Genomic DNA, 11,833 nt, shown 5'->3' on the forward strand with positions numbered 1-11,833 from the left:
CATAGTAAAACCCCTAACGTTGGATTTAGTTGTCCAACGTTAGGGGTTCACTTTATTACTGCTTTTTTGTGATAGCAATGTTTGATTACAATAAACGTGGTGGCGCAAGCAATTGTTTGCGTTTGCCATGTTTCAACTCGGCGGTCTGTGCCATAGTTGAATGGTCAACGGCTGGAACATCAAAGATTTTCGGCACGAAAATCACTCTTATTTGTAGAAGCGTAGCGACAGGCTAATCCTCGACAATTACCCGCTTGCGCCACCACTTTCTTTTTATCTCATCGCTTTGCGGTAGCCTGCTGCTTGGGCTTGTGCTTCTGTGTTGAAGTATTGCGCATTTGCTGCATTCATTTTGTAGCCCGCTTGTCCAGGAACGTGGTAAATTTTGCTATTCACGTTACCGACAATTTTTCCTTGACTTGCTGTGTTGATTTTTCCGTCGTTTTCTGTGCTTCTTTGTTCAGTGGCGTTGCTGGTGTTTTGTTGGCTAGTGGCCGTTGTACTGTTTGGTTGTTCGCTAGCACCGATTTGGCTGGTACCGTCTGCATAATTAATTTTGACACCATCTTCAATGTTAAAAATGTAAACGTTGAATTTTAAGCCAGCGTGCTTAACAGATTCGGCTTGCAGATGAACGCCGCGAGCAACTAGTTCCGTGTCTTTAAAAACGGGCGTCACTTGGTAGCGTACGTAATCTTTGGGGTGATTTTTTAAATAATAAGCAATATCATCTTCAAAACGTAGCATTTCAGGACTATTTAGGGAACGAGTACCGGTAATCAGGTTTTTCGGATTATTATTTTGACCACTCAGTTGAAAACCGATTAAGTGGGAACGGTTGTACAAATAGCCGCTTTTAAGCTTCTTATTGTGCCAGCCAGTAGGATCAACTGTTAGAGGTTCTCGCTTTTCTGTTGGCATCATCTTTTTATTTAATAGGGCATTGGCTACCACTGGCCGGTTGTAACGGTCTAAATGGCGGTATTTTTGCCAAGCACCTTGATTAGTTTTTAGATTTGCTTTGGTAAAAGTAGGTTGGTTATCGTTAATTTCAACCGTTTGGGTGCCGTCGTAATTCAGTTTAAGTAATTGCTGGTTCTGCTTAACCCGCTGGGATTTGCTGCCCACTTGCTTTTTAGTGATTTTGGCCGCTTCAGCCTGCCAACTAGTGGGTTGGGTGATAGATTGCGTAGGGCCTAGGCCCATAAAAGTAACTGCCAAGAAAGCAACTAAAGTATGTAAGAAAATGTTAGCTTTCCCAGTTTGTTTGTGTTGCCACATAAGTCATCCTCCTCGATTTATCTTTTCATAGCATAACATAATATTAAAAAAGCATTTGTAATTAAAATGCGTAGCCGATTTTTGCCCATGAAAAAAGCAGCCACTAACTGTAGTTGAGTGTGGCTGCTGTGCGGAAGTTTTAAATGAATGTGTGCCTTAAATCGGCACTGTTTAAACAAGTCAAAACTTGCCAACTTCCAATAAGGTCTGGCACCTTGTGACTTAGTTTACCATAACTTACCAGATATTGACACGTTTTTCTGGTGCCAGATACATTTTATCGCCAGGCTTAACGTTAAAGGTGGTGTAAAAGTCGGTTAAATTCTGCACTTGGACGTTAGCCCGTAACTTAGCAGGAGCATGAACGTCGATGGCTAATAAGAGTTTCAAGTATTCTGGCTGTGCTTTAGTCCGCCAAATTTTAGCCCAATTCGTGAAGAAAGCCTTCAAATCAACATCTTTTTCACTTTTAGCGGCCTCTAACGCACAACTGAGGCCACCAGCATCCGCAATATTTTCTGAAACTGTCAATTTACCATTAACTTGACTGCCAGCAAACGGTAACCCGTTAAATTCTGTGACCATGGTTTGGGCTAATTTTTTGAAATGAGCCGTGTCACTTTCAGTCCACCAGTTATGCAAGTTGCCAAATTCATCAAATAGTGCGCCATTATTGTCAAAAGCGTGCGATACTTCATGGGCGATCACTGCGCCAATGCCACCAAAGTTTGCACTCGCGGATTGTTTTAAACTATAAAACGGCGCTTGTAAAATGGCAGCCGGGAAAACGATAATGTTGCGGAATGGGTGGTAGTAAGCATTAACTGTATTGGCGCTCATTTCCCATTCAGTCCGAACTACTGGTTGATTCCATTTACTAAAACGGTCGACAATGGTTAAATGGGCAAAATGTAATGCATTAACCAGCAAACTGGCGTTAGAATCAACTTTAAACTGTTTGAATAGTGGTTTAATTTGATCCGGGTAGCCCACTTGAATGCCTAGGTGTTCCAGTTTGACAATTGCCTGTTTCCGGGTATTGGCGGATAACCAATCATTTTGTTGCAACCGTTTTTTATAAACGGCAATCATTTTAACTACCATATTGTGGACGTCTTGCTTAGCCTTGGGACCGAAGTAACGTCGACCATAGTAGTCACCAACTACTTGATCGAATTGCCCGGCTGCAAGATAATAGGCACTTTTTTGCTGGCTCATTGCTTCTTTACTGCCTGAAAGTGCACGGCCATAACTTCCGCTAGTAATGCGCAGATCATTACTTAAATAGCCAGTTAATCCGCGGACGATGTTGACGATTAGCCAGCTTTTAAGTTGTGGAAAGTTTTCTGCGGTGACAAGTTGGTCAAAAGCAGCAAAGAATTTAGGCTGTGTTACAATGATTTTTTCTGGTTTTGCACCGATTAAAGCAGGAATCAAACTTGCAAAGTCAATTTCTTTACTGTGGCTAGTAAATTCTGCAAAGCTTTGCGGATTGTACATTTTGCTGTAATCTGCAGCTTCTTCTGCACTTTTAACGTGGGAAACTAATTGTGCATCAAAAGCGATGGCTTGGCTTAGAATTTGTTGTGCATCGGGTTTAGAATAGCCAACCTTAGTTAATAATTGCTGCATCATTTGTTTGAAAACGGCCATTAATTGGGGACCATTTTGATTATCTTTTGCGTAATAGGTTTTATCAGGTAAAAACAAACCTGGTGCGTCAGCAAATAAAGCATTGACTTTAGTGTTTTTCATATCTGCATCGACATCTAGATCAAACGGTGCCGGTAAACCGGCCAATAACCAATCTTTAAGTTGGGCTTGCCAGTCTGCTAAGCTTTTAATGTTAGCCAGTCGTTTTAAGTAAGGTTGGAGCGGCTTTGCGCCCGCTGCATCCCGTTGCTTAAAATCAGCGGCTAACTGGTAGTACTTTAGAAATTCTATTAGTAAAGAATTATCTGGCTTCTTGTCGCCGGCTTCCATGGCAGCAAAATCTGTCATTAGTGTTTTTTCAATGTTTTCCACTAAGACTTGAAAACCACCAGTAGCGGGTCGATCAGCTGGAATTTTTGCTGTTTTGAGCCAATCAGCGTTGATGGCTTCGTAAAAATCATCTTGTAGCCGTGGCGTTTGGGAGCTTTTTCCGCCTGCTGTGCCTGCGCTAAACTGTACTTGTTTCATTCAAACACCTCATCTTATGAATTATATTCATCATAACACTAACCGGCATTTAACAGGGAAAAGGCGTTTTAGCATTTATAGGTAGTGATTGTTCATGCAAATTGACTGGTTAGCTTAATTGTTGAATTGACAGCGACTAGTTCAGCTAGGTATGATGGAGTAAATTTATTTGGAGGATTAAATGATGCAGTTAAGGCGAGTAAAATGGCTGTTGCTTCTTTTGGTGGGATTGTTATTAATTCCACTGCAATCTGGGCAAGCAGCTAGTAAGCGTGTGAAAACATTGCAAGCGCCATTAGCAGGAAAAATTGAAGCTTATCCTTACCGCGGTAATACATACCACATCCCTGCAGTCTATCTACAGTACCGGCACCGGCAATTAGCACTACTGACAGTCAGTCATGATCATAAGGGACATGTCATGGTGGTGAGTTATATCGGTGCTGGTAAAGAAACGCCCAAAACTTATCGGTTTAATGGGCAACTGCGATATTTTGCCAGTCTTTATCCCAAAAAAGCATTTATGACCGCTTATTTAAAAAGTCGGGCACAAAAGCAAGATTATTTAACTAATATTATTACTGCGGCAACACAGACACAACCAGTGGTCAATCCACAGAAAAAATCGGTGCAATTTAGTACAGTTCCGGTATTGTATCAATTTGACGGGATGAATAAGACTACTGGGCACCCAGTGCGTAAGCAAAACTTGACACGTTATCGGCAAACTAAGCAACTAGCAATGACGACTTCAAAATTGAATGCCCCGCAAGTCGCGATGATAAATCAAAGTGGGCAACGGGCAAGCTTGCCTTATCAAACAGCAGATACTCGCCAATTGACTGTTGATCCTTTGGGGATTTTTCAGTTGGCAAACTAATGGTGATCGGCTGGCAGCACTGTGAATGCATAGGCTTGTTTTTTAAAATAAAACAGTTATGCTAATCTTAGATAAATTTCAGAAAGCAGGTATTTTAGTCATGAAGAAACGCTATCGCTGGCTGTTATTAGGGGTTGTCCTAATTGGAATCTGTTTGCGGATGCCGATGACAGCAGTTCCGCCATTGTTAGACAATATCCAACAAAGTTTTCAATTAGCTCCCAGCTTGCTGGGCAGTTTAACTACGATTCCGTTACTGTGTTTCGCCGTTTTATCTCCCTTTGTACCGCGCTTAGCCCGTTATTTGGGTAATGAAGCGGCAATTTTTGTCGCACTAGTATTGTTAACCATTGGTGAATTTGTCCGGACTTTTACTGCTAATTGGTTACTGATCGGAACTTTATTGCTAGGGATTGCGATTGCCATTACCAACGTATTGGTCCCAGCGGTAATTGCTGATCATTTTCCCAAAAAAATTGGAAGTGTAACCAGTGCCTACACATTTTCGATGACGTTATTCAGTGCGATTGGCGCTGGTGCTAGTGCGCCGTTAGCACAAAAAATCGGTTGGCAACCAGCTTTGCAAAGTTTGGCGTTTCTAACCGGTGTTATTCTGCTATTTTGGTTGCCTAACTTAAAATTAAACCACCGTCTAATTGAAGCTCCTGATGCAAAAAAGGCCAATACGCGCTCAGTTTGGCGTGTACGTGGTGCATGGTTAATGACTTTGATGATGGGGATTCAATCGCTATTATTTTATACAGTATTAACTTGGTTACCGAAAATTATGTCTAGCCGTAGTGTTCCTACCACAACTTCCGGTTTGATGCTGGGGTTATTTCAATTAGCTGCATTACCAGCTGCTTATTTAATTCCAAATTGGGCTGCTAAAGCAAAACGGCAACGGAATTTGATTTTAGTTTTATGTACCACATTCATCATTGGGCTGGCTGGTTTATTGATTCCTAGTCGCTCTTTATGGTATCTGGGGATTTTATGTGTCTTGTTGGGCTTAGCTAGTACCGGAGCTTTTGGTTTATGCATGACGTTGTTTAGTCTGAAAACATCAACGGCAGCAGAGACCGCTGCAATTTCTGGAATGGCGCAGTCCGCAGGTTATCTATTAGCGGCTGTAGGGCCCGTTTCTTTTGGCATGATCTATGGCGTTTTACATTCTTGGACCCTGTTATTGATTTTATTAATTATCGCCGTCGTTATCATGTTACTGTCAAGTTTAGCCATCGAACGTCGTAAAACATTTTTTGATTAGTCATAGCTAAAAAGATGAATACGAGTAAGTTTAAGCAGCGTCTGGTTCACTTTCGTGGATTAGTCGCTGCTTAAATTATTGTAGATTAATAGCAAAAGTGGCTTATTTTTGTGAGTACAGCGGTACCATGGTAAAATGTGGAAGACGAGTTTAAGAAGGGCTAGGGGGTTAGGTCATGCGAAGTAGGCGCTGTTGGGCAATTTTAATTGCCGTTATCTTTTTTAGCTTGTTTGGCTGGATGCAAGTCACTCACGCTAAAAGTTATCAAATCAAAAATTATGCAGTGCAAGTTAACATTACTAAAGCAGGTAATGCGCAAGTCACGCAAAAAATCGCTTATCAATTTGATGGTGATTTTAATGGTGTGTTTTATCGGCAAGATTTAAAAGGGGTTCAGGGATTACAGCATCCGGAAGTCGCAGTGGTTGATAAAAACGGCCAGCAACGGCAACTAACTGCTAGTGCCAATGAAGCAAGCGGCACCTATACATTTAGTCAAGACGCCGATCAAGCACGCTTTAAAGTATTTTATCCAATTCGGAATGCGGCGGCTACGTTTATTTATCGTTATCAGTTAAGTGGTGCGGTGACTAATTATTTAGATACAGCTGAACTTAATTGGAAAGTGATTGGTACCGGCTGGGATGTGCCGTTAAAAAATGTCCGCATTACCATTCAATTACCACAACAGCCGGTTAACCAGCTACAGGCGTGGACACATGGCCCGCTAGCTGGCACCACGAAAGTGACAAGGCAGGCTGGAAAAGTAACCATCGCATTAGCTAAAAATCCGGCTAATACTTTTGTTGAAACGCACTTGCTGTTTCCAACTGCTGTCACTGCAGCTAATCAAAATGTGCAGCGGCAAAAACGCAAGCAAGCAGTGCAAAAACAAGAAGCAAAGCTGGCTGAACAAGCTAATGCTAAACGGCGGCGGGCCCGGTTGATTCCCAGTGTGATTGCAGTTGCCAGCCTAATTTTAGGGGGTGTCATTTTGATTTGGCATCTCGATTGGCTGCAGCACCACCCTGCAGAACGTTATCCGGCACCAGCACCAATTAAGCACTGGTATGAGCTGCCAGATTATCCGCCAGCAGTTGCACAACGTTTATTGAAAAAGACTGGTCCAGATAAAAAGGCTTTTACTGCCACGCTACTTGACCTTGCCGTGGCTAAAAAATTAGCCATTACGTCAGTAAAAATTGGCCGTCAAACAACGTTTAATTTAAAACCTAGTGCAGACTTTAAGCCTAAGCAAAAGCTATTTAAGTTGTTATTTGAAAAAATACCCCAGAAAAAAGAACAAGGGCTTAACTTACTTGAAATTAAAACGTATGCGCAACGGGATACTAGCGGTCAATTAAGTGATGCTTATCAGGATTGGGTGTTGCGCACGCGCGGGGCAACGGATGCACTGCGTTATGAAAATGTGACGAATAATCAAATTCGTGGCCATGCTTGGGCAGTGACAATTGTCAGCACGTTGTTAGCTATAGGCGCGAGTGTTGCTTTGTACTTTGGCTTCCCGGCTATTCGCCTACCTTTATGGAGTTTGGCTGGCATTATGCTGGTAGCAAGCTGGGTTTTATTAGTATTGAAGGTTTGGCAATTACCGCGCTATACTAAATTAGGCGCCCAAAAAATCAATGAACTTCGTGGTTTTAAACAAATGTTAGAAGATGTGGGCCATTTTGATATGGCACAAGTTGGTGATTTGATTTTGTGGGATCGGATTTTACCTTATGCAGTAGCATTTGGTTCTGCCGATAAAGTAGTGGCTGCGCTAAAAGTTAACTTTAGCCAAGCACAACTTGCTGAGTCATTGCCAATTAATTATCCGTTATTTATTTACGGCCACGGCGGTCTGAACACATTGAATTTTGGAGAAGCTTTTACTTCCAGCTTTGGCAGTAGTTTAGCCACTAGCCATAGTTTTAATTCTAGTGTCAGCGGTTCAGGCGGCGGCTTTTCTGGTGGCAGCTCTGGTGGCTTTGGCGGTGGTTCCGGTGGTGGGGCCTTTTAAGCTTGGTGTAAACTAGGCAAATGTCGTTCAATAAAAGTTGCCGGCACAAGGACTTTTTTAACTTCTTTTTCAAAAAGCAAGCTAAAGGCAATGCTACCGATATCGTTTAGGTGATTATCGATTGTGGAAAAATTTAATAATTGGCTGATTAATTCATTGTCTTGGCCAATTAAGGTCAGCTGACGTTGGTGGTGCTGACAATATTGGTAAACGCCGGCTGCAATTTCATCGCTATTAGCTAGGATTGCTTCTAATCCTGGCTCAGCCGCTAAAAATTCACCTGCAGCAGTTGCACCATCAAATGGTGTTAATGCGTCACGGAAAAGTAATTCGTCTTTAAGCGGCAGTCCAAAAACACGCTGATAGGCACGGATGGTGGCTTGTGCGCTGGCACTGACATATTCGTTGCGGCTAACTGTTACGCCAATTTTACGGTAACCTTTAGCTTTTAATCGTTGAAAGGTTTTTTGAAAAGAATTTTCCCGATTTTTATAAGCACAAGATAGCGGGTAATGCCGGGTGTTTTCGCAACAAACAATCGGACCATAGTCAGCATATTGCATGATAAAATCAAAGGAATTGCTCCGAGATGTAAAAATTAAACCGTCGAAAGCATGGGCTCGTAACTCTTCTAGACGATCAACTTCAACATGTCGATTATAATTAGTGGGTAATAAAACAACTTCGTAGCCAGCACTTAAGGCGGCTGCCGAAATGCTATTTACTAAGCGGTGAAAGAATGGGTGGTTAGCGGAAGGTAGGATCAAACCAATCCGATGGGTGCGGCCGCTGCTGAGTTCACGGGCAATGTGATTTGGCCGGTAATCTAATTTTTTAACAGCAGCCATGATTTTTGCTTTTGTCTCTGGTGCAACGTAGCCTGAGTGATTGATGGCGCGCGATACGGTTGAAATTGAGTGTCCAGTTAAACGGGCAATGTCCCGGATGGTAGCCATAGTAAACAGCCTCCTTAATAGCTATTAGCCTAAGTATAACCACTTTAACTTTGGAAAAAAAGTGCCTGCTTTAAGCTTCATTTAAGGTCAGCCGGTTATTGTATAACCATACCCCAAATCCCCAACCTCATTTAATATTTCACTGAAGCAAAGAAACCCGCATCAAAGCGATGCGGGTTTCTTTTTACTTTGAATTAAACTTGTTGGACTTTTTGCTGCAATAAAGCGTAAATTCGCTTAACGTCTTTAGTTGTGCCCCGTAATTCATAATCAGCTAAGAAAGGAAAACCAAATTCTTGTGCATAGCGTTTGGCTGTTAGACAATATTGCTCGTTAAAGTTACGATTACCAGAACCGATAACGCCTAAACAAAATTCTCGGTTGCGGTGATAGCCAATGTATTCACCTAAAACATTGGTCATCAGTTCTTTGACGCCGTTATCGACGCCATTGCCACCATCTAAATAAGTGGGAACAAAAGCAAAATAAGGTTGTGTTTCATCCATTAAAGGAGATGCTTCAGAGATTTCTTTTAAATGGATCAAAGGTTGGTCCGCCGCTTGTTGATGCTGATCTTCTGCATAATCTTGCAGGTCTTCTACAAAAGCGCGTGTGTTGCCAGAAATTGAAATGTATAAAATGTTGATGGTAGTTGCCATGTCATTGCCTCGCTTCCATTATCAAATGCGTACATTCATGTTAGCACAAAATATGGGGGCTATAAAGCTGGGTTGATACAGGATTTAGTAGCTTAAAAGTGCAATCTAGCGATAATGTCAGCAATTAATTTTGCTTGGAAATAACATTAATCTTTTTTAACTGAAAAATCATCATTTTTTACTTGCATTCATTGGGGAGACGCTGTAATATATGCGCTATGTTATAGCCAGATGAGATGGAGGAATCGAAATGGACATTAAAGTAGGCAAGACTGTACAGTGCAAAGCAAACGGTAACATGGAAGCTGATTTTGCCGGAATTGTCGAAAAAGTTTACGAAAATTCTGCCTTAGTTGCCATTACGGATTACGATACCAAAACTGACCGAATGAACATTCAAGACTTACAAAATAAAACGGTGGTTAGCTTGAGTAAAATGAAATTAAAACCACGTGCCACAAAAGGTGCTTAGCGAATAAACATTAAAACACCCCAGCGATTTATGATTGAATCAGCTGGGGTGTTTTTTAAAAGCTAACGGCTACTGCATGCGGTCGTTTAGCGCATCAACTGCTTTAGTCGACCCTACCACCGAAATCTCATCGTTGAGCCGAACCACGTCGTTGCCGGCAGGGGAGACGGTTACTTTATCACCATGCTGGATGGCAATGACGGTTAAGCCAAAATGCTGGTGGAAGTTTAGATCCATTAAACTTTTGCCCACAAATTCAGAACTGGTAATTTTAATTTCAGCTAGGGTAACATCATCATTTAAGGCTAAGTAGTTTAAAATATTTGGCGAGAGTAAATGGTGCGCTACTCGTTCTCCCATATCTCGCTCGGGGTGGACGACATGATCAGCCCCGATACGGGTGAGCACCCGGGCATGGGTGTCGTTTTCCGCTTTAGCGGTAACATCAGGAACACCTAATTCTTTTACCACTAAGGTAACTAAAATGCTAGCCTGAATGTTTTTACCAATCGCGATGACGACATGGTCAAATTTACCGATTTCCAGTGAACGCATGGTGTCTTCATCTTGACCGTCTGCCACAATGGCCTGTGTCGCCGTATTGACTAAATGATTCACTCGTTCTTCGTTAACATCGATGGCAAGCACTTCTTGTCCTTCAGAAGCGAGTACACGACAAATACTGCTGCCAAAGCGGCCTAAGCCAATCACAGCAAAATTTTGTTTCATCTTTCTTCCTCCTTAACCGATCATGACATTTTCTGCCGGGTAACGGTAACCCTTTTGCGGATGGTTGGCGTTTAAAACGGTGAACATCACGGTATAAATTCCAACTCTACCTAAAAACATCAGTAGCATGATGATTAGTTTGCCGATGACGGTTAAATGGGGAGTAAGTCCCATTGACATTCCGGCGGTGCTAAAAGCAGAAATCACTTCAAAGATCACGTATTCGAGACCGTATTTTTCCGGAATGGTTTCCGTCGCTGTCAAAATCATGGTGGCGGTAACCACCAACACTAAACTGATAAAAACCAGCATCAATGCCCGCTGGATGTTGCGCTCAGTAAAACGACGGTGGCCAAATTCAACATCTTGGTTACCCCGTAAAATCGCCCAACTTTGTAAAGTGAGCAGCCCTAAAGTGGTGGTTTTAATTCCTCCTGCTGTCGAACCGGGAGTGCCACCGATAAACATCAAAACAATGGTCAGTAAAATCCCAGCAATGGAAAGTTGACTGTAAGGTACAGTGGTAATCCCCGCCGTCCTAGGCGTAACCGCGAGGAAAAAAGTACTGACAAGGCGGTTAAAGCCGCCTGTATTCGGAGCAATTACTGCCAAATTATCTTCGGTTAACAAGAACAACAAAAAAGCGCCTAATAACAAAACGCCTGAGGTGCTTAAAGCTAGTTTAGTGTGTAAAGATAAGCGATTTCGCCGCTTATAAAGTAATAGATCCCGCCAAACTAAAAAGCCTAACCCACCAGCAATAATTAGCGCACTGACAATTAATATTAAGTAGGGGTCATTTTGCTGACTTTCCAGACTATTGCCAAATAAATCAAAACCCGCATTACAAAATGCAGAAACAGCGTGAAATAGACTCATAAAAAAGCCGTGAGTGAAACCATAGCGTGGATAAAAATCCACAAATAATAAGGCTGCACCTAAACTTTGAATAATAAGTGATAAGCCGATGACATATTTCAGCACACTGCCGACATCGGCAAGCTTTTCAAAATTAAGTGATTCTTTAATTAGTAAGCGTGTCGTCAAGTCGACTTTGCGCTTTAATAATACAAAAGGCAGCACGCTAAAAGTCATGAAGCCTAGACCACCGATTTCAACTAACATGATAATAATGCTTTGCCCAAAAAAAGACCAATGGGCTGCTGTGTTAACCGTGGTTAAACCGGTAATGCAAGTTGCTGAAGTCGCCGTAAACAACGCATCAATAAAAGGTGTGGTTTGGTGGCTGCGGGTTGCGCTGGGAAGCATTAACAAGATGCTACCAAGTACAATGAAGAATAAAAAACCTAGGGTTAAAATTGCCGGTATAAAGTGAACCCCTAACGTTGGACAACTAAATCCAACGTTAGGGGTTTTACTAT

Annotated in this window: 10 protein-coding genes; 4 read left to right on the forward strand and 6 right to left on the reverse strand. The window is 42.1% G+C overall.

Going from position 1 to position 11,833, the window contains the following annotated elements; genetic code table 11:
• Positions 1-273: 273 nt before the first annotated feature.
• Together FC24_RS07750 and FC24_RS07755 are read right to left on the reverse strand one after the other, a co-directional pair.
• Positions 274-1,281: a DNA/RNA non-specific endonuclease gene (locus tag FC24_RS07750; protein ID WP_057874322.1), complete on the reverse strand. Its 1,008-nt coding sequence runs from the start codon at positions 1,279-1,281 to the stop codon at positions 274-276.
• 237 nt (positions 1,282-1,518) lie between these two features.
• Positions 1,519-3,462, reverse strand: coding sequence for a M13 family metallopeptidase (locus FC24_RS07755; RefSeq protein ID WP_057874323.1), 1,944 nt, complete (start codon positions 3,460-3,462; stop codon positions 1,519-1,521).
• Positions 3,463-3,643: 181 nt separating this feature from the next.
• Between FC24_RS07755 and FC24_RS07760 the strand changes: the two genes are divergently transcribed.
• The 3 genes from FC24_RS07760 (at position 3,644) to FC24_RS07770 (ending at position 7,635) form a co-directional block, all read left to right on the forward strand.
• Positions 3,644-4,342, forward strand: coding sequence for a hypothetical protein (locus tag FC24_RS07760; RefSeq protein WP_235807347.1), 699 nt, complete (start codon positions 3,644-3,646; stop codon positions 4,340-4,342).
• A 100-nt stretch (positions 4,343-4,442) separates the two neighbouring features.
• Positions 4,443-5,612, forward strand: a complete 1,170-nt coding sequence (locus tag FC24_RS07765; RefSeq protein WP_057874325.1) for a CynX/NimT family MFS transporter — start codon at positions 4,443-4,445, stop codon at positions 5,610-5,612.
• Between the two features lie 175 nt (positions 5,613-5,787).
• A complete protein-coding gene (locus tag FC24_RS07770; protein WP_057874326.1) occupies positions 5,788-7,635 on the forward strand; it encodes a DUF2207 domain-containing protein in 1,848 nt (615 codons plus the stop codon).
• On the opposite strand, the gene FC24_RS07775 is transcribed toward FC24_RS07770, so the two are convergent.
• Both FC24_RS07775 and nrdI read right to left on the reverse strand, forming a co-directional pair.
• On the reverse strand, positions 7,632-8,591 hold the full coding sequence (locus tag FC24_RS07775) for a LacI family DNA-binding transcriptional regulator (protein WP_057874327.1): 960 nt from the start codon (positions 8,589-8,591) through the stop codon (positions 7,632-7,634). The two genes, FC24_RS07770 and FC24_RS07775, sit on opposite strands and share 4 nt — an antisense overlap.
• A gap of 194 nt (positions 8,592-8,785) precedes the next feature.
• Entirely contained in the window at positions 8,786-9,250 is a 465-nt protein-coding gene (gene nrdI / locus FC24_RS07780; RefSeq protein WP_057874328.1) for a class Ib ribonucleoside-diphosphate reductase assembly flavoprotein NrdI, read from the reverse strand.
• 250 nt (positions 9,251-9,500) lie between these two features.
• Between nrdI and FC24_RS07785 the strand changes: the two genes are divergently transcribed.
• Complete coding sequence (locus tag FC24_RS07785) at positions 9,501-9,722, forward strand: DUF2187 family protein (protein WP_057874329.1); 222 nt, start codon at positions 9,501-9,503, stop codon at positions 9,720-9,722.
• A 69-nt stretch (positions 9,723-9,791) separates the two neighbouring features.
• On the opposite strand, the gene FC24_RS07790 is transcribed toward FC24_RS07785, so the two are convergent.
• Both FC24_RS07790 and FC24_RS07795 read right to left on the reverse strand, forming a co-directional pair.
• Positions 9,792-10,451: a potassium channel family protein gene (locus FC24_RS07790; protein ID WP_057874330.1), complete on the reverse strand. Its 660-nt coding sequence runs from the start codon at positions 10,449-10,451 to the stop codon at positions 9,792-9,794.
• A gap of 12 nt (positions 10,452-10,463) precedes the next feature.
• Complete coding sequence (locus tag FC24_RS07795) at positions 10,464-11,780, reverse strand: TrkH family potassium uptake protein (protein ID WP_057874331.1); 1,317 nt, start codon at positions 11,778-11,780, stop codon at positions 10,464-10,466.
• Positions 11,781-11,833: the final 53 nt, after the last annotated feature.

The sequence above is a fragment of the Loigolactobacillus rennini DSM 20253 genome (assembly GCF_001436505.1).
GTDB lineage: Bacteria > Bacillota > Bacilli > Lactobacillales > Lactobacillaceae > Loigolactobacillus > Loigolactobacillus rennini.